The organism is Streptomyces sp. ADMS (assembly GCF_033441795.1).
Taxonomy (GTDB): domain Bacteria; phylum Actinomycetota; class Actinomycetes; order Streptomycetales; family Streptomycetaceae; genus Streptomyces.
Map to the genome: position 1 here is coordinate 1 of NZ_JAVFVX010000132.1, position 17,633 is coordinate 17,633.

General features: G+C 70.2%; 18 protein-coding genes and 2 pseudogenes. 9 read left to right on the forward strand and 11 right to left on the reverse strand.

Annotated elements, in window-relative coordinates; all coding sequences use genetic code 11:
• Together RB628_RS34900 and RB628_RS34905 are read right to left on the reverse strand one after the other, a co-directional pair.
• Positions 1 to 699, reverse strand: a 699-nt coding sequence (locus RB628_RS34900) for an FAD-binding oxidoreductase (RefSeq protein WP_318324646.1), incomplete at its 3' end; no start/stop codon positions are given.
• A 108-nt stretch (positions 700 to 807) separates the two neighbouring features.
• Entirely contained in the window at positions 808 to 1,470 is a 663-nt protein-coding gene (locus RB628_RS34905) for a class I SAM-dependent methyltransferase (RefSeq protein ID WP_318324647.1), read from the reverse strand.
• Between the two features lie 211 nt (positions 1,471 to 1,681).
• Here RB628_RS34905 and RB628_RS34910 point away from each other — a divergent pair, with 211 nt between their 5' ends.
• On the forward strand, positions 1,682 to 2,248 hold the full coding sequence (locus RB628_RS34910; protein WP_318324648.1) for a flavin reductase family protein: 567 nt from the start codon (positions 1,682 to 1,684) through the stop codon (positions 2,246 to 2,248).
• Between the two features lie 43 nt (positions 2,249 to 2,291).
• The gene (locus RB628_RS34915; RefSeq protein WP_318324649.1) at positions 2,292 to 3,872 is read left to right on the forward strand and encodes a 4-hydroxyphenylacetate 3-hydroxylase N-terminal domain-containing protein; all 1,581 of its coding nucleotides are present in this window, start codon (positions 2,292 to 2,294) and stop codon (positions 3,870 to 3,872) included.
• Between the two features lie 47 nt (positions 3,873 to 3,919).
• Here RB628_RS34915 and RB628_RS34920 read toward each other — a convergent pair whose 3' ends face one another.
• The 4 genes from RB628_RS34920 to RB628_RS34935 all read right to left on the reverse strand — a co-directional run bounded on the left by RB628_RS34920 (position 3,920) and on the right by RB628_RS34935 (position 8,337).
• Positions 3,920 to 4,909 carry a bifunctional transcriptional activator/DNA repair enzyme AdaA gene (locus RB628_RS34920; RefSeq protein WP_318324650.1) on the reverse strand — a complete coding sequence of 330 codons (990 nt, stop codon included), beginning with the start codon at positions 4,907 to 4,909 and terminating at the stop codon, positions 3,920 to 3,922.
• Positions 4,909 to 6,294, reverse strand: coding sequence for a class I adenylate-forming enzyme family protein (locus tag RB628_RS34925; protein ID WP_318324651.1), 1,386 nt, complete (start codon positions 6,292 to 6,294; stop codon positions 4,909 to 4,911). Before RB628_RS34925 ends, RB628_RS34920 begins: the two co-directional genes overlap by 1 nt.
• A 79-nt stretch (positions 6,295 to 6,373) precedes the next feature.
• Positions 6,374 to 7,483 carry a 3-dehydroquinate synthase II gene (locus RB628_RS34930; RefSeq protein WP_318324652.1) on the reverse strand — a complete coding sequence of 370 codons (1,110 nt, stop codon included), beginning with the start codon at positions 7,481 to 7,483 and terminating at the stop codon, positions 6,374 to 6,376.
• Positions 7,480 to 8,337 carry a 2-amino-3,7-dideoxy-D-threo-hept-6-ulosonate synthase gene (locus RB628_RS34935; RefSeq protein WP_412180772.1) on the reverse strand — a complete coding sequence of 286 codons (858 nt, stop codon included), beginning with the start codon at positions 8,335 to 8,337 and terminating at the stop codon, positions 7,480 to 7,482. Before RB628_RS34935 ends, RB628_RS34930 begins: the two co-directional genes overlap by 4 nt.
• 197 nt (positions 8,338 to 8,534) lie before the next feature.
• Here RB628_RS34935 and RB628_RS34940 point away from each other — a divergent pair, with 197 nt between their 5' ends.
• On the forward strand, positions 8,535 to 10,073 hold the full coding sequence (locus tag RB628_RS34940; protein WP_318324653.1) for an FAD-dependent monooxygenase: 1,539 nt from the start codon (positions 8,535 to 8,537) through the stop codon (positions 10,071 to 10,073).
• Here RB628_RS34940 and RB628_RS34945 read toward each other — a convergent pair.
• The 4 genes from RB628_RS34945 to RB628_RS34960 all read right to left on the reverse strand — a co-directional run bounded on the left by RB628_RS34945 (position 10,042) and on the right by RB628_RS34960 (position 13,031).
• Entirely contained in the window at positions 10,042 to 10,893 is an 852-nt protein-coding gene (locus RB628_RS34945) for an Ada metal-binding domain-containing protein (RefSeq protein ID WP_318324654.1), read from the reverse strand. The genes RB628_RS34940 and RB628_RS34945 overlap by 32 nt on opposite strands.
• Positions 10,890 to 11,618 carry a 2OG-Fe(II) oxygenase gene (locus RB628_RS34950; RefSeq protein WP_318324655.1) on the reverse strand — a complete coding sequence of 243 codons (729 nt, stop codon included), beginning with the start codon at positions 11,616 to 11,618 and terminating at the stop codon, positions 10,890 to 10,892. Before RB628_RS34950 ends, RB628_RS34945 begins: the two co-directional genes overlap by 4 nt.
• Entirely contained in the window at positions 11,615 to 12,145 is a 531-nt protein-coding gene (locus RB628_RS34955; protein WP_318324656.1) for a methylated-DNA--[protein]-cysteine S-methyltransferase, read from the reverse strand. Before RB628_RS34955 ends, RB628_RS34950 begins: the two co-directional genes overlap by 4 nt.
• A 118-nt stretch (positions 12,146 to 12,263) precedes the next feature.
• Positions 12,264 to 13,031: a 2OG-Fe(II) oxygenase gene (locus RB628_RS34960; protein WP_318324657.1), complete on the reverse strand. Its 768-nt coding sequence runs from the start codon at positions 13,029 to 13,031 to the stop codon at positions 12,264 to 12,266.
• A 107-nt stretch (positions 13,032 to 13,138) separates the two neighbouring features.
• Between RB628_RS34960 and RB628_RS34965 the strand changes: the two genes are divergently transcribed.
• Complete coding sequence (locus tag RB628_RS34965; protein WP_318324658.1) at positions 13,139 to 13,330, forward strand: hypothetical protein; 192 nt, start codon at positions 13,139 to 13,141, stop codon at positions 13,328 to 13,330.
• Between the two features lie 1,246 nt (positions 13,331 to 14,576).
• Positions 14,577 to 14,683 (forward strand): annotated as a pseudogene (locus RB628_RS34970) (3-hydroxyacyl-CoA dehydrogenase family protein); the annotation flags it as partial.
• Positions 14,684 to 14,900: 217 nt separating this feature from the next.
• Here the strand turns inward: RB628_RS34970 and RB628_RS34975 are convergent.
• Positions 14,901 to 15,338 carry a MarR family winged helix-turn-helix transcriptional regulator gene (locus tag RB628_RS34975; RefSeq protein ID WP_318324659.1) on the reverse strand — a complete coding sequence of 146 codons (438 nt, stop codon included), beginning with the start codon at positions 15,336 to 15,338 and terminating at the stop codon, positions 14,901 to 14,903.
• Positions 15,339 to 15,458: 120 nt separating this feature from the next.
• Here RB628_RS34975 and RB628_RS34980 point away from each other — a divergent pair, with 120 nt between their 5' ends.
• The 4 genes and pseudogenes from RB628_RS34980 to RB628_RS34995 form a co-directional block, all read left to right on the forward strand.
• Positions 15,459 to 15,962: an allene oxide cyclase barrel-like domain-containing protein gene (locus RB628_RS34980; protein ID WP_318324660.1), complete on the forward strand. Its 504-nt coding sequence runs from the start codon at positions 15,459 to 15,461 to the stop codon at positions 15,960 to 15,962.
• 50 nt (positions 15,963 to 16,012) lie between these two features.
• Positions 16,013 to 16,666: an NAD(P)-dependent oxidoreductase gene (locus RB628_RS34985; RefSeq protein WP_318324661.1), complete on the forward strand. Its 654-nt coding sequence runs from the start codon at positions 16,013 to 16,015 to the stop codon at positions 16,664 to 16,666.
• A 192-nt stretch (positions 16,667 to 16,858) separates the two neighbouring features.
• Positions 16,859 to 17,389 carry a MarR family winged helix-turn-helix transcriptional regulator gene (locus RB628_RS34990; protein WP_318324662.1) on the forward strand — a complete coding sequence of 177 codons (531 nt, stop codon included), beginning with the start codon at positions 16,859 to 16,861 and terminating at the stop codon, positions 17,387 to 17,389.
• Positions 17,390 to 17,560: 171 nt separating this feature from the next.
• Positions 17,561 to 17,633, forward strand: a pseudogene (locus RB628_RS34995) (DsbA family protein); the annotation flags it as partial.

Here is a 17,633-nt window from a genome sequence, read left to right on the forward strand (position 1 = left end):
GTGGGCCCACCACAGCTCACGGTTGGGGTCGTTCGCCTCCCGGGTGGCGACGACCGTCAGCGCGGTGCCGTCGGCGGCGACGGTCACCACCTCCACCGCGTACAGATGGTCGACGACCAGTCCGTCGCGCCGTACGAGCATGCCCCAGCCACCGCCGCAGACATGGCCGCCGATGCCGACCGAATAGCAGATGCCGCCCGGGATGGTGACGCCCCAGGTGGAATACAACTTCTCGTAGACGTCCAGCAGTTGGGCGCCCGCCTCGACGGCGACCGCGTTGAGCCGGCTGCAGTAGTACACGCCGTTCATCTTCGACAGGTCGAGGACGAGCTGCGTCTGCGGGTTGTAGACGAAGTCCTCCAGGCAGTGCCCGCCGCTGCGGATGGTGAGCCGTTTGCCCGCCCGGGCGGCCTCGGCGACGATCGGGGCCACCTGAGCGGGGTCGTCGACGACTCGTACGGACTCCGGTTTCGCGGTGTAACGGGCGTTGAGGGCCCGCACCAGATCCGGATACTGCTGGTCCGCGGGCGTGACGGCGATCGGGCCGGCCGACAGCGTCGCTCCCACGTCGGGGAGCGCCTCGGCGGCTGGTGCTGCCGCGTGGGCGCTCCCGTGGAGTCCGAGTGCTGCGGCTCCTCCTGCTCCGGCGGCACCGGCGAGGAGGAGGCGGCGTCTTATGCCGGGTGGATTCTGATCCATGGTCATACCTCGTGAAGACTCGTACCTGATGAAGGTGTGCGGACCCGATGAGGGTGTGTCGGAAGGCCGGCGCCCGGCGCCGGCCTTCGCGTTCGGTGCGTCGCGCGCTCAGCGCTTGAGGGCGAAGGTGAGGCCGTCGGCGTACGGCAGGACGCTCAGGTCCACCCGCTTGTCCTCGCGGACCTTGGCGTTGAAGGCCCGCAGCGCCGTCGTCTCGGAGTCCTGCTGCGTCTCGTCGAGCACCGCGCCGTGCCACAGCACGTTGTCCACGACGATCAGACCGCCGGTGCGCAGCAGCTTCAGCGCGGCCTCGAAGTAGGCCTCGTAGTTCTCCTTGTCGGCGTCGATGAAGACGAAGTCGAACGAGCCAACCGCGCCCTCCTCCGCCAGCAGGGCGTCGAGGGACTGGCGCGCATCGCCGATCCGCAGGTCGATCCGGTCGGCGACGCCGGCCCGCTCCGCGAAGTCGAGGGCCATGGCGGACCACTCCTCGCTGATGTCGAGGGCGACCACGCTGCCCTCCTCGGGCAGTGCCAGGGCGGTCGAGAGCAGGCTGTAGCCGGTGAACACACCGACCTCAAGGGCGCGCCTGGCGCCGATCGCCTTCACCAGCAGAGAGATGAACTGACCCTGCTCGGGCGAGATCTGCATAAGGGCCAGCGGAAGTTCGGACGTCTTGATCCGGAGTTCCTGGAGCAGGTCCGGTTCACGCAGTGAAATCTCTGCCACATAGTCCTGCAGAGCTTCATTCACATCTACTTGAATACGCATGGGTTCCCCCTGGATTCCGACCGAATTACGCTCTAGGTCTGGAAAGCTAGAACGCGGAACATCTGTCCGTCAAGCAGATCGGTGGGGTCCATATTCCTGGATCGGTTCTTCAGCGACAGCTGGAACAATGCCCGCGTAATGCATTCGGATTCGCGCGTTGATTGCCTTCGGTTTCGCATCCGTTTTCTTTCTCAAGGAGGAGGAATCTCCCGTGAGCCTTGAACAGCGCGCGTTGCGGGACTGTCTGGGGCGGTTCGCCTCGGGCGTGACCGTCGTCACCACCGGCGACGGGAGCGCCGTGCACGGTGTCACCGTCAGCTCCTTCACCTCCGTGTCCCTGAGCCCGCCGCTGGTCCTGGTCTCCCTGGACCGGCGCAGCCGCAGCTGTGACCGGCTCAGGGAGCGGTCCGCGTTCGGGATCAACGTGCTGGCGGCGGACCAGCGCGATCTCGCCCTGCTCTTCGCGGGCCGCGCCGATGTGCCCGCCCCCGACATCCGCTGGGAGGGCGACCCCACCGCCGCCCGGCTCGCGGGCGCCGTGGCGCACTTCACCTGCGTCCCCTGGGCCTCGTACGACGGCGGTGACCATGTGCTGTACGTCGGCGAGGTGGTGCGCTTCGAGGCTCTGGACGGAGAACCCCTGGTCTTCTCCGCCGGGGTGCTGGGCGAGTTCCACCGCCCGTCCGACGGGGCGGCCTGGACCGGGTCGCTCGACGGGCCCGCCCACGGCTGGGCGGCCGACTTCGGCGCGCTGGCGGCCACGAGCAGACACGTATGACCACCACCGACCACAGGTTCATCGACCGGACAAGGAAGAAGACATGACGCGACAGAACGGCGACGCGGGACCCGACGCCCCCCACGCACCGGCGACGCGGCCGCTGACCGGTGATGAGTATCTGGAAAGCCTCCGGGACGACCGCGAGATCTACCTCTACGGGGACCGGGTCAAGGACGTCACCGCCCATCCGGCGTTCCGCAACTCGGCGCTGATGACGGCCCGCCTCTACAACGCCCTGCACGACCCGGCGAAGCGGGACGTGCTGACCACCCGCACCGACACCGGCGGCGACGGATTCACCCACGCCTTCTTCCGCACCCCGCGCAGTGTGGACGACCTGGTCGCGGACCGCGAGGCGATCGCCGAGTGGGCGAGGATGACGTACGGCTGGATGGGCCGCAGCCCCGACTACAAGGCCGCGTTCCTCGGCACCCTCGGCGCCAACAGCGAGTACTACGCGCCGTACGAGGAGAACGCCCGGCGTTGGTACAAGGAGTCGCAGGAGAAGGTCCTCTTCTGGAACCACGCGATCATCCACCCGCCGGTGGACCGCCATCTGCCCACCGAGCAGGTCCAGGACGTCTTCGTCCATGTGGAGAAGGAGACCGACAACGGGCTGGTCGTCTCCGGGGCGAAGGTCGTCGCCACCGGCTCGGCCATCACCCACTTCAACTTCATCTCGCACTACGGTCTGCCGCTGCGGGACAAGAAGTTCGCGCTGGTCGCGACCGTGCCGATGGGCGCGCCCGGACTGAAGCTGATCTGCCGGCCGTCCTACGCCGCGAACGCCGCGGCGATGGGCAGCCCGTTCGACTACCCGCTCTCCAGCCGGCTCGACGAGAACGACACCATCTTCGTGCTGGACAAGGTGCTCATCCCCTGGGAGAACGTCTTCCTCTACGGCGACGTGGACCGGGTGAACGACTTCGCCCCGCAGTCCGGTTTCCTGGAGCGGCTCACCTTCCACGGAGCCATCCGTCTCGCGGTGAAGATCGACTTCATAGCCGGCCTGCTGCTCAAGGCCGTGGAGATGACCGGCAGCAAGGACTTCCGCGGCATCCAGTCCCGCATCGGTGAGGTGCTGGCCTGGCGCAACATGTTCTGGGCCCTCAGCGACGCCGCCGCCCGCAATCCCCAGGAATGGAAGAACGGCGCCCTGCTGCCGCGCCTCGAATACGGCATGGCATACCGCTGGTTCATGACCATCGGTTATCCGCGTATCAAGGAGATCATCCTGCAGGACGTCGCCAGCGGTCTGATCTACGTCAATTCCAGTGCCGAGGACTTCGCCAATCCGGAGATCCGGCCGTATCTCGACAAGTACGTCCGCGGCTCGAACGGGTACGACTCGGTGAGCCGCGTCAAACTCATGAAGCTGCTGTGGGACGCGATAGGCACCGAGTTCGGCGGCCGGCACGAATTGTACGAGCGTAATTACTCGGGCAACCACGAGCAGGTGCGCACCGACATCCTTCACGCGCAGGAGGCGAGTGGCCAACTCGACGCGTACAAGGGCTTCGCCGAGAAGTGCATGGAGGAGTACGACCTCGACGGCTGGACGGTTCCCGACCTCGACTCGTTCAAGGAACTGCGCGAGCGGCGCAAGGGACTCTGGGGCTGACGCCCGCGACGCCCGACGCGGTGGGGCCTCCCCCGCCGCGTCGGGCGTCAGCCCGCGTCGCGCAGGCCGAGCGGCGCGAGGGAGCGGCCTGCGCCGTGCCCGGCAGGGACCACTAGCCCCTGGAGTTCCTGGCGGATCCGCTCCCGCAGACAGGCCCGCAGCACCTGACGAGGCAGCAGACCCCGGCCCGGCTCGGGCACATCGACACGGGCGAGCGCCCGGCCCACCCGCGCGCCGAGCCAGCCGGTGTCCGCCCGGTGCTCGGCACGCGGGAACATCTCCACGAGCCGCGGCAGCAGTGTCCCGCCCGATCCGTCGTACGCACCCTCCGTGCCGCCGTCCGCGCCGTCCAGCAGCACCGCGCACACCCCTTTGTCCGTGGCGGCCACCAGCACCGGGCCGAGCGAGGACGCACCCGTCGCCGACCGGATAACCTCACCGTCACCGCCCGCGCGGAACACCTGCGGAGTCATACCGAGAATCGCCGACGAGACGGCGTAGAACTGGCCGTTGGAGTTGAACCCGGCCTGGTAGATGGCGTCGGAGACGGTGCGTGCCCCGGTCAGTTCCGCCCGGACGCGCCGGGCGCGCACCGCTGTCCAGTACGCGTACGGCGTGACCCCCGTCAACGACCTGAACATCCGGTGGAAGTGGAAACGGCTGTAGCCGGCCGTCCGCGCCAGGCCGTCCAGGTTGGGGGGCTCCAGCGCTCCGTCCATCAGCAGGCAGGCGCGCGCCACGGTGTCCGCGTAGTACCTGTTCGGCGCCGACTCGTCGGGGCGGCAGCGGCGGCACGGGCGGTAACCCCGCGCGCGCACGTCCTCCAGAGAGAGATGGAACTCCACGTTCTCCCGGCGGGCCAGCCGCGCCGCGCAGGAGGGCCGGCTGTAGATGCCCGTCGTCCGCACGACGTAGTAGAACTTGCCGTCCGCCGCTGCGTCGCGGCGCTGCACCGCCCGCCAGCGCTCCGCGTCGGTCGTGTACGCGGGTCCCGTGGACGCGATGGCGGGACGGGCCTGTGGCCTCCGGTCGGCCATCAGCGTCTCCGGCCCGCGAGTCCCGGGCGCGGCGCCCAGCCTCGCTCGTGCAGCCGGTCCCGGTCGCGCAGCAGCTTGCCGCTCGCGGACCTGGCCAGTTCGGGCACCATGTGGAACCGGCGCGGCACGGCCTGTTCACCGAGGAACCTCCGGCACCACGCCGACAGATCGGCCCGGGCCAGTTCGTCGGTGCCCGCCACATGTGCCTCGACCGGGTCGGGCCCCAGCACCACTGCCTCCGTGACATGCCGATGGGCCCGCAGCACCGCCTCGATGTCCAGCAGCTGGGCGCCGGACGCGGTCTGCCCGGCCCGGCCCCGCAGCCACAGGGCTCCGGTCGCCGGGTCCCGGGTGACGAGGTCGTACGTGGACAGCCAGCCACCGTCCTGTCGGGGCCACGGCTCGTAGGGGTGGGGCGAGCGCGGGACATGGACCTGGAGGGCCCCGGCCGTCACCCGGGTGCGCACTCCCGGCACCGGCACGCCGATCGACTCCGGCCCGTACACCCCGGCCAGGTCGGTGGAGACGATGCCGGTCTCGGTCGTTCCGTACGCCTGGCCCACCAGGACTCCGTACCGCCGGGCGAAGGCACCCGCGGTCTCGGCGGGCAGGGTGTCTCCGCCGGAAACGGCCAGCCGCAGGAAGGGCAGAGCGGTCCCGGCCGCGGCGTCGGCGAGCATGGCGAAGTGGTGCGGGCGCCCCAGGACGACATGGGAACGGGCCACGGCCTCGGCGACCGCCGCACTGCTCTCGGAGGCCGGGAACACCACGGTCGCGCCGACCGCTAGTGCGTGCAGCACACCACCGATCAGCGCGAAGGAGTGCGCTATCGGTTCGGGGACCGCGACCCGCTCGCCGGTCCCCGGCATCAGGGGCAGGGAGCCGAGCCGCTCCACCTCGGTCAGCAGGGAGGCGGCCGTGCGGCCCCCCGCCTTGGGACGGCCCGTGGTGCCGGAGGAGAACTGCACCAGACAGTGGGGGGTCCGCGCGGGCAGCCCGCCCCGCCTGCGCCGTACGAGCACCTCGCACTCGGGTACGAACAGGTCCGCACGGTCGTGGCGTTCGCCCACGCCGATCACGAACTGCGGGGCGCTCAGCTCCAGCAGAGCCGCCCGCTCCGCACGACCCAGCGCGGGCTCCAGCAGGATCACCTGCGCGCCGATGGACCACAGGGCGAAAACGCACCACAGCTGGGTGAAGCTCGGTGTGCCGTGCACCGCCACCGTCGCACCCGGGCGGATTCCGTGGCAGCTGAGGGTGTGGGCCAGCCGGGTCGTCTCCGCTCGGAGCTCTCCGAAGGAGACCGCACTGCCGGATCGCGCCCAGACTGCCTGTGGATCGGCGGCTGCGAGCAGTCGGTCGCCCCACCAGGCTTCGTCACTCATCGTCTCTCCGGGGGCCGCTGCGGACCCGCCGGACCGGTGCCGTGTCTGTGCGGGCACGGCACCGGCCCGGCGGTCCGGCTCACTTCTCGACGCAGAACTCGCCGACGGGCCAGCCGACGTGCCGCTTGTCGGTGGCGACATGGCCGAGGACCTGGTCGCCCTTCTTGAGTTCCGTCACGTTCAGCACACTGGCGCCGGGACCGAGAACCCGGACGTGCCAGTCGTCCTGGACGATCAGGTTGACCTCGACGTCCTCGGGCGAGACCGCCCTGATGCTCAGCAGCGGACGGGACTCCAGCTTGATGCGGCCCACCACGATGCGGCGCGTGCGGCCGTCGGCACCCACGGCCAGGACGGCGGAGCCGGCCTTCAGCTCGCTCAGGTAGTTCGTCCGGTTGTCCTGGCCGAAGACATAGCTGTGCAGCGCGCCCGCGTTGATGCGGAAGGGGCGGGTCGGCATGTAGGGCAGCGGGTGCGTCTCGCTCACGCACAGGATGAAGCCGTGTGCGTACGAGCCGACGAGCATGCCCTCGTCCTTCTCGAAGTGCGTGCAGGTGTCGATGCAGACCCGATCGCCCAGGCCCAGGTGCTCGATCGACTCGACCGTCAGTGTGCTCAGGCTCAGGTCCGGGGTCTTGACCCGCAGCAGCTCCACGAGTTCGAAGACGTCGTTGGCGTTGCGCGGTGCGAACAGGACACCTTCCGAACCCTTCTCCAGGACATCGATGATGACCCTGGCCTCCTCCAGATCATCGGCCCGGCAGATGAGCTGGCCCGGGGAACGGTCCGCGGCCGCGATCACGATCTCCAGCGGGATCTTCGTCGGGTCCTTGAACTGCACGACCGTGTACGGCAGGGCGATGGCCGTCTCGCAGGCCAGGTTCAGCGTCGGGTCGTCGACGACGTCGACCAGACCGGCGATGTCCTTCTCGCCGGACTGGTGCCAGGAGCGGAGCTGGTTCAGCTGTTCGGTGCCGCCGACCTCGCGCAGCACGATCAGGTCGTCGAACCCGTCTCCCTCCGGGCGCGTGGCGCCGGTCAGGATGCGCTTGACGGTGACAGGCAAGGTCGCGAGCGTCTGGGCGTCGCGGTCCACGATGCCGTCCACACGAGCGTGAACGGCGGCGTCGATGACCGCTTCGCGCTGTTCGGCGGGCACGTTACGGAGGTCGATCCAGGCGAATTTCACAGAGCACCTGCCAGTTCGGGAGAGGAGGACGAGGACGAGGAGGCCGACGAGGACGCAGCCGACGAAGCCGCTGACGGGCTCGCGAGCCCATGGCCGTGGACAATCGCGGCCAGCTTCTGCACCACGTGCTTGGGGGACGGACTGGTGAACACGCGCCGGCCGACGGCGAGTCCGGCACAGCCCGCCGACAGGGCCGCTGTGGCGAACGCTTCGAGGCTGCCCTCGGTCCCGCCGCCACCGGCGACGACGATCGGCAGCGGGGAACTCTCCACCACCTCCGCCATCCGCTCCGGCGGGGCGGCAAGCACCGTCTTGACGATGTCGACACCGAGGTCGGCCGCGATACTCGCGGCGTGCGCCACGAGTTCGGGACGGGTGGGGTCGTTCACCCGGGGGCCGCGCGGATAGACCATCGCGATCAGGGGCATGCCCCAGCGATCGCAGGCCGCCGCGACGGTCCCGAGGTCGCTCAACTGCGCGGCCTCGGTGTCGGACCCGATGTTGACGTGCACGCTCACCGCGTCCGCGCCCAGCCGGACGCACTCCTCGACGTCACCGACGAGCACCTTGGCGTCGGCGTCGGGACCGGCCTGCGTACTGGCGCTCAGGTGCACCACGAGCCGGGTTGTGGTGAGAACGGCCGGCGGGATCAGCCGCGCCCTGCCCTTGTGCACGACGACGGCGTCCGCGCCGCCCTTCGCGATGTCCGTGACCAGGTCCGGGAATCCCGCCGCGCTGACGATCGGTCCGTCGGATACAGAGTGATCGAGCGGAATGAACAGATACCGCCCATCACCCGCACGGGACAATCGAGCCAGGCGCAACGCTTTCCCGGTCAGTGGCATCGTCGTCATGACACGCCCCTTCGTTCGCGACAGCTCTGTCTCATGGCTGCACTCTCGCAAGGGCCACTGAAGGATCGAGCCAGCTCGTTTCCGCAGATGACAGAGGTGTTCTTCGGGGGACCCTGCCGTGCGGCAACCGTTTCGGCGGCTCCGGTGTTCGTTCTCTCGGGCAGCGGCGACGAAACGACAAAAGCAGGGAGAGCAGTATGCGTGTTGGGTCGGACTCGGCAGCGGAGAGCGGATTCGACACCGAGGTCGCCGTGGTGGGCGGCGGGCCGGTCGGCACGCTGGTCGCACGGGAACTGGCCCTGCTGGGCGTCGATGTGACGATCCTGGAGAAGCTGCCCGAGTCGGACGGTGTCTCCAAGGCGAGCACCCTGCACGCGCGCACGGCCCAGACCCTGGACCGCCGGGGGCTGCTGGAGGCCGTGCAGCCCGGCCGGTACGCCGCCGCCCGCGGTACGCACGGCCCGGTGCGTTTCCACTTCGCCTCGATCTTCGAGCTGGACCTGTCCCGGGTCCTCGACGAGGGTCCGGCCATCGTCGGCAGCCCGCAGGCGTTCGCCCAGGAGGTGTTCGCGGCCGACGCCGTACGACTCGGCGCCCGGCTGCGGCGCGACGCGGAACTCGTCGGCCTCGACGAGTACGACGACCAGGTACGGCTGCGCCTGCGGTCCGTGTCCGGTGCCGAACAGACGCTCACGGCTCGCTGGGTGGTCGGCGCGGACGGGGCGCGCAGCGCCGTGCGCAGGCTGAGCGGCATCCGTTTCCTGGGCGACGGGCCGACCGTCGCGGCCCTGATGGGCGAGGTGCGGCTGCTGGACCCGGCCGGGGCGCCCGGCGGCTGGCAGCGCACACCGCGTGGCTGGACGCTGCTGTGGGTCAACCCCCACGGGGCCAGCCGCGTGTGCACGTACGACTACCGGGGCCCGCACCAGGACCGGCACTCCCCCGTCACGCTGGACGAGCTGCGCGGCGAGGTGGAACGCATCGCGGGCCGGCCCGTTCCGATGGACAGCCCCGACTGGATCGCCCGCTTCAGCGACGCGTCACTCCAGGCGGAGCAGTACCGCAGGGGCCGGATCCTGCTGGCCGGCGACGCCGCGCACGTACACTTCCCGGCCGGCGGTCAGGGTGTGAACCTGGGCCTCCAGGACGCCGTCAACCTCGGCTGGAAGCTGGCTGCCGAGATCCGTGGCCGGGCGCCGGACGGGCTGCTCGACACGTATCACAGCGAGCGGCAGCCGGTGGCGGCCGCGGTGCTGCACAACGTGAAGGCCCAGGTGGCCCTCATGGACCCCGATCCCCGGACGGACGCACTGCGTGAACTGTTCACGGCGCTGATGCGGTTCGACGAGGTCAACGCCTACCTGAGCACCATGATCACGGGTGTGGGCGTGGTGTACCCGGTGGGTGGGCGCGCCGACGATCCGCTGGCCGGGCGCATGGTGCCCAGCCTGCCGCTGAAGACCGCCGAGGGGACCACCACCCTCGCCGAGCTGCTGCACGACGCCCGCCCGCTCCTGCTCGACCTGTCCGGGGACACCACCCTGCGGACCGTGGCGGGTCCGTGGGCCGACCGTGTCGCCGTCGTCGCGGCCACCCCGGTCAGCGGCATCTGGGACACGGACGCCGTGCTGGTGCGCCCCGACGGCTACGCGGTCTGGTCGGGGCGCGGTGACCATCGGGACGCGGAGTCCCTGCGTACCGCCCTCACCCGCTGGCTCGGGCCGGCAGGCTGGTGACCCAGCCCCCGCGGATGGTCCACGTGCCGCCGTCGGCGCCCGCGCCACGCAGACCGTGCAGGACACCCGGGCCGGCCAGCGCCGGAACCCTGGAGTCGGACAGCGTCCCGAAGGCGTAGGAGCGGGACGGCTCCCAGTCGGTGCTGTGCCGCAGGCGCCGGGCGAGCTGGACGAAGCCGGCCGGGGCCGCGGCGATCACCCAGGCGTCGGGGGCGGGCGCGGTCAGCCGGCGGGCCGGGCGCAGCCAGGAGGCCGCTGTCTCGGGCCAGTCGACGACCGCGAGGACCGTGCCACCGCGCGCCTCCCATGCCTCGCCGAAGGCCGCGGCGGCCGACACGGACGCCGCGTCCCGGCTGTGCCCCGTCACCACGGTGGCGATCCGGGACCGTGGCACCGTCAGCAGGCCGAGCAGCGCGGCGAGTTCGGCCGGGGTGTGCGGGACAGGCCGGGGCGGTTCCCCGTACGCGTCCCAGTCGGCGGGATCGACGAGCGGGGAGTGTCCGGCCGGACGGTTCCCGTCGCCGTTCTCATCAGTGGTCTCCTCACCGGTGCCGCGGCCGGCCTTCCAGCGTCGGTACGCCTCGGGCAGGCACACCGCGCACGGCCGGTATCCGGCCGCTACGGCGGTGGCCTCGTCGGCGAAGAACACCCGTTCGCGGACGTAGCCGCCGCGGGCCAGGAAGCGGGCCGCGGAAGGGCAGTCCAGCCGCCCGTACAGCCGTCCGCGCCGGTATCCGCCGAGAGTGCCCGGCACCGGGCTGCTGTACGGCGCCCCGTCCGACCCCAGCAGACGGTACGTACGCGCCTGTGCGGCCGTCATGACGCGTCGTGGAAGACCAGCCCCAGCGCGCGCCGACGGCCGGAGTGAACGGTGCTCACCCCGTGCCGGACGGCACCCGCGGACCAGCCTCGCTTGGTCCGCACCGGCCGGTCCCGGGTCGTGAACACGAGCCCGTGCCCCTGGCGCAGCGCGACGGTGGTACCGCGCGACTGGGCCCGGGCGCGCTGCTCGACGAGCAGGAACTCCCCTCCGGTGTAGTCGACGCCGTACTCGTCCAGGCCGATCACGACCTGGAGGGGGAAGACGAGATCGCCGAAGACGTCGCGGTGCAGCGCGTTCCAGTCGCCCTCCTGATAACGGAGGAGGATCTGCGCGGAGCGGTCCTGGCCGGCCTCGTGGCACATCGCCAGCCATTCCTGGAGGTCGTCCGGCCAGGGTGCCGGACGGCCTAGCCGGGCGGCCCAGTCCCGCGCCACGGCCAGCAGGTGGGGGTAGAGGGCCTCGCGGAGCGCGGCGACCACCGGGGGCAGGTCATGGGTGAAGTACCGGTACGTCCCCGAGCCGAAGCGGTGCCGGGCCATGTCGACCGTGTTGCGGAACAGCTCGGCCCGCTCGTACAGCTCGGCGATCTCCCGGCACTTGTCGGGGCTGAGCAGCTCGGGCGTCAGGGCGCAGCCGTGCGTGTCCAGCGCGTCGGCGAGCGCGGCCCAGTCGGCCTCGTCGACGCTCCGGCGGACGCCGGCGAGCCGGAGGCCGGTGGTCATTCGTCCCTGCCGGGCAGAGCGGCGGGGAACGTCATGCCTTCCAGGGCGAGCAGCAGCTGCTTGCGCTCCAGGCCGCCGGCGTAGCCCGTGAGCGACCCGTTCGCCCCGACGACCCGGTGGCAGGGCCGCACCACCAGCAGCGGGTTGGCGCCGATCGCCGTACCGACGGGCCGGGCCGCGCCGCGCGGTTCACCGATCCGGGCGGCGATCTCGCCGTAGGTGAAGGTCGTCCCGTACGGAATGCTCTCCAGCGCCTCCCAGACCCGCCGCCGGAAGGGGGTGCCGGAGGGGACGTACTCGATGTCGAAGTGGGTCAGCGTGCCGGCGAAGTAGGCGGCCAGCTGTCCGGCGATCCCGGTGAACGCGTCCGCGTCCCGGAGCCAGCCGGCCCCTGGGGTCACGCCGCCCTTCTGTCCGGGGACGGACAGCGAGGCGAGGGCGGTACCGCCGGGGGCGGTCGCGCTCCGCTCGCCGACCAGCAGCAGTCCGCCGAGCGGGCTGTCGAGCGTGGTGAATAGTGTCGTCATCGCGGTTCCTCGTCAGATGGTTCCATAACCTTGTAACACCAGACTGTGCCTCCGGGGTTGCAGAGCGCGGCGAAAACCGGCCTCCGTGACCCTGCTGCCCCGCAGTCCCGCTGCCCCGTCAGCGGGCGTTGTGGAATATCACCCCGAGCACATTGCGCCGGCCGCCGAGCACCTCGCCCGTGCCGTGCTGCACCGCGCACCGGCGCATTCCGTGGCTGCCCCGCACCGGCCGGTGCCGCACGGGGAAGATCACGCCCTGACCGAGGCGCGGCCGTACCACCACGGGGCGGGCCTGGGAGCGGGGCTGCCGCTCCACGAACACGCTTTCGCCGCCGGTGAAGTCGACGTCCGGGTCGTTGAGCATGAACGCGACCTGGAGCGGAAACACCAGCTCTCCGTAGACGTCCTGATGGAGGGCGGCGTAGTCCCCGGGGCCGTACCGCAGGATCAGCGGCGTCGGCCGCACCTGGCCGTGTGCCGCGCATTCGGCCAGCATCTGGTCGAGGGCGGCCGGGAAGGTCCGTTCCCCCAGCAGGGGAGCCCACTGGTTGGCCATCCACGCCATGCCCGGGTACATCTCCTCACGCAGCGCCCGGACCAGCCGAGGGGTGCCAGCGTGCTCGAAGTACTTGTAGGTGCCCCGCCCGAATCCATGCCGTTGCATCACCACCGTCGAGCGGAAGAGCCCCGGCCGGTCGAACGTGCCGATGAGTTCGGCGCACTGCTCCCTGGACAGCAGCGGCGGCGTGACGGCCACACCCCGGGTATTCAGCTCGTCGTACAGCGCGTTCCAGTCGAGCCCACCGAGCCCGGGAAGGTCCGCGCTGCCGCGGCTGTCCGGTGCCTGGTGTCTGTCGCCCTCCAGATCGAAAAGGGTGGGCGCCAAGGGCCCGGGTCCTTTGTTCACAGGTCGATTCTCGCGACCGGCGCGGCATGATGCTGGCGGCTTTCCGACATCGCGTTCCCACACGCTCCTCTCCCGCGGAATCACGTGTGCAAAGCTGGGGAACAGAACACACCAACCCAGTACTGCTGCGCGGCTGGGTCAAGGTCGTCGCCCAGTCCTACGCCGGCTACCGTGCTCTGCTCGCCCTGCGCGGTCCCGGTGAACTCCTCGGTGAGCAGGCCGGGTTGGCGGTGGGTCCGGCGACCGCGCCCGGCAGAGTGCGGTCGCGGCCCTCGTAGGGGCCCAGCACCGCAAAAACGTGAGCCTGACCACCACACCAATGGTGTCTGCCAAAGCGGAACAAGCTCACCTGGGACTTCCAGCCGCATCAGCCGGTACGAGCGTGAAACAACCGAAAGGGCATTCATACAGGTCAACGACCTGCGACGGCCCGACATCGCAGGTCACGGCGTTGGCTGGTCTCTTCCGGGACATTTGATGTGAGGATGCCGCCGCACCTCGTCTGACCTGCGGCTTAGCGGGTCAGGGAGGGGTGCGGCGGCATCTCTGGGACTTCTCTGGGACTTTGGGCCCGCGGTGGGCTACGAGCCACGCTCCACAGGTTTTGCCGACCGGCCACGGCTACGCGAAAATCGCGTCGAAGGCGGCGCTGCCTCGTGCGCCCGCGCGGGGCAGGAAGTTGGGAGTATTTCCGCAGCGTGAACCCGGGGTCGGAGTGCCCCAGCCAGCGTGCCAGGGAGATGACCGATTCGCCAGCCTCCAGTTCCTCGGAGGCGTAGAAGTGGCGCAGGGCGTGGAAGCCGTGCTCCCGGGATGGCTCCCACACGCGAGCGCCGTTTGTGTTGCCCTCCTCCAGAGTCCAACAGCGCGATGCACAGCGTCATCAAGCTGAGGGCCGCGATGCTGCCCCAACCGATCGCCTCGTCCACCCGGCGCCTTGACCAGGCGGGCGATGCCGAACCCGATGAGACCGGCGAAGGTAGAACCCCAAGGTGCGCGAGATGGTGGCCGCCGCCAAGGAGTCCGCGCCCATCACCGGGATCGGCTACGCCGGGCGGGTCGTCTCAGTCAACCTGGGCGCGGAGTCCCCGTGCGTCCGCGTCAACGCCTCCACGGGCGGCGGCAAGTCGGTGACTCTGCGGTGCATCGCCCTCCTGTTTAGCCGCAGTCCCACGCTTGGTTTCTTGCGACAGGGCCAGGCGCTACCGGGTGCGCCGGGTGGTGACGAGTTGGCCGTTGTGGAGACGCTGGTCGAGGTCGAGTCCGCTGTCGAGCATCGCGAGGACATCGAGGTGGCGGTCGGCCGGCACGGTCGCCACCCGGCGGCGGTCGCGGGCGACGCGGATGGTCAGGTGACGCTCGCTGGGCCGTGCGACATTGACCGGGGCGTCAGGTGTCCCTGCTATCAGCCGGGTCAGCGGAGTGGCGGCGCGGTTCTCGAGAAGCTGGTTGATCGGGTCGGAGGGAGTGCGGACGTAGTCGAGGAGATCCTGGATCTCGTAGTCGCTCGCCCCATACTGCTGCGTCGCGCAGGACCGCGCCGGGTTCGTGGTGAAGCCCTGCTCGTGCCATACCTTCTCTCGGCGATCCGGATGCTGGAGTCCGGCCACGCCTCCGCGGAGGACATCGACACGCTCGGTCCTCGGCCATGACGCGCAAGTCGCGCCGGCGTCGACAACCTGCGTTTCCGTGTCCGCCTCGCCGAGCCGGAGCAGATGCACGCGCCCACACCGATCCTTCCCGCCTTCCTCCGCCGAGAGCGGCCGCGCGGTCTGTCAGCACTCCGAGGAGGAGTGTCAGCAGGAAGATGCCGCCGGTGCCCGACGTGACCGTACGCCCGCGCGTATCTCACTCGTTCGCGTCGCGGAGCGTGCGCAGGATGCGCTCCAGGTGGCGACGGTCCTCGGATGAGAGCGGTCCGGTGACGTGGCTGCGGAGATGGGAGACGTGGGCGGCCATGGCGCGGTCGAGTGCTTCGGCTCCTTTGTCGGTCAGTACGGCGAGTGCGGCTCGGCGGTCGTCGGGGTCGGGGTCGCGGCGGATCAGCCCCGCCTCCGCCATGCGGTCGGCGAGCCGGGTGAAGCCGCCCGAGCTGAAGGACACGGCCTCCGCCAGGTCCGTCATGCGCAGCCGGTGCCCGGGCGTGCGGCCCAGCCGCAGCAGCACCTCGAACCAGGTGTCCGGAACTCCCAGATCGCGGTGCACGAGGGGCTTGAGGCGAACGAACGCCTCCACGAACAGTCCGTAGAGCGTCACGTCGTCGTCGTTCAGCAGTTGCTCGTTCACCCCATGAGGATGACAGAAAGGCGAGAGCGGCAGAAGCTGCCGTTGCAATCTCTGCTGCAGCAGATATATTGTCTGCATCGGCAGATACTTTTACCGCCCCCACAGATGTGGAGCCCGATCATGCGCAAGCGCACCCTCCCCGGGTTCGGTGTCGCCGCCGCCACGGCCGGCGCCCTCACCCTCGGCCTGTCCCTGGCGCCCGCTTCGGCGGACGCCGCTCCCGCCTCGCACGGACACCGCACGATCATCATCGAGGCCGTCGAGAAGGGCACCGCGGTCAACATGGTCGACGTCACCCCGGCCGACTCCGCCCTCGGCGACCAGCTGATCGGGACCGGCGACCTCACCGGCCGCGACGGCCGCAAGCTGGGCACCAGCAGCTTCGTCGGCGTCTCCACCGACGCCAAGCCGCGCACCGCCGAGCTGCTGACCTTCGTCTACGAGCTGCCCGGCGGCAAGATCACCACGGCCGGCACGGCGAAGCTCTCCGCCTCCGGACCCGTCTTCGACGAGCGGTTCGCCATCACGGGCGGCACCGGCAGGTACCAGAACGCCTCCGGAGAGGTGCGTGTCCTGCAGGAGACGGTGGAACGGGCGAAGGTCACCTTCGAGATCCGGCGCTGACGACACCCACGCATTCAGAACGAGTACGACACATACGAACGGAGTCACCCGTGAAGATCCTCCTGATCGGCGCCACCGGCATGATCGGCTCCCGAGTCACGGCGGAAGCGCTCGGCCGCGGCCACGAAGTCACCGCCGCCACCCGCTCGGGCCGCGCGGACGCCCTGCCGGAGCACCAGGCGCTGACCGTCCTCGCCCTGGACGCCACCGTGCCGGGCGAGGTCGCCCAGGCCGCCGCCGGACACGACATCGTCATCTCCGCCGTCTCCCCGCCCCGCGACGGCTCCGACCCGACCGCCCCGCTGCTGGCGACGTACAAGTCCCTGGTCGAGGGGCTGCGCACCGCGGGCGTACACCGCCTGCTGGTGGTCGGAGGGGCAGGCAGCCTGAAGACCGCCTCGGGCCAGGACCGGGTCGACACCCCGGACTTCCCCGCGATGTACAAGGCCGAGTCGCTCGCCCAGCGCGAGGTGCTGCACCTGCTGCTCGCTGAGGTGGGCGACGACCTGGACTGGACGTATGTCTCCCCGGCCGACGAGATCGCCCCCGGCGAGCGCACCGGCACCTTCCGCCTCGGCGGCGACGACCTGCTGATCGCGCCGGACGGCACCAGCTTCATCAGCGCCGAGGACTACGCGGTCGCCCTGGTCGACGAGGCCGAGAAGAGCACGGGGATCCGTCGCCGCATCACCGTCGCGTACTGACGGACGTCTCACGATCGAGGTCGTCCGCTTCGGCATCAGGCCGCCCGGCAGCGCCAAGGCGACGCGAGCAAGGCTTCAGATCTTCCACTTCCCGGCCTGCCCGTGCGCCTGAGCGGTGCGCTCTGTCAGTCCGTGACTGACGTGTTCCTGCACGGTGGGCGCCCCCGGTGCCCCACGAGGCATGATCGGTGGATGCATGGTGCGGAGAACCAGTTGGGTGGGGGGAACGTGGAAGAGTCGACGGAGATCGCGTCGTCGAAGGAAGCCGCGGACAATGCGCTGGTGCTGGCGTTCGGGCGGTTGCAGGGGTCGGCGAACCGACTGGAGTACATCCTCGGGCGGTCGCTGGAGCTGGAGTGCGGCATCAGCCATCTGGTGTTCGAGGTGCTGCTCATTCTCGGGCGGGCCGGCGATCCCGGGCTGTCGATGCGGGCCATCGCCCAGGAGCAGGTGCTGACCACAGGCGGGGCGACGCGCCTGGTGGACCGGATGGAGACAGCCGGGCTGGTGGAGCGCGCCGAGGATCCCGGTGACAGGCGCGGGCGGCTGGTCCGGCTGACCCTGTTGGGAGAGGAGACCACCGTGCGGGCGTCCCGGGTGCATGTGGAGAACATCCGGCGCTACTTCCTGGCTCCGCTGCCGCCCGAGGACCGGGAGCGGTTCGCCGAGAACCTGCGAATCCTGAGTCACTCCGCACGGGACGTGCTGCCCCGCCTGCCCTGAACGGCCTCTCCGGGCTGCGGCCGGGCCGCTTCACCGATGCACTGACAACGGGATCGCAAGGAATATGGCCGACCGTCACACCTGCGAGAAAATATCTGACACATCAGTTACTGTTTCCTCAGGCGAATCGCTCGCATTCAGCGGGCGCACACACCTTCGTTGGGACTTTCGATGAAGCTCGTCTACGTATTCGACGCCTACTGCGGCTGGTCGCACGGTTTCTCCGGAACGCTGCGCGAGGTCG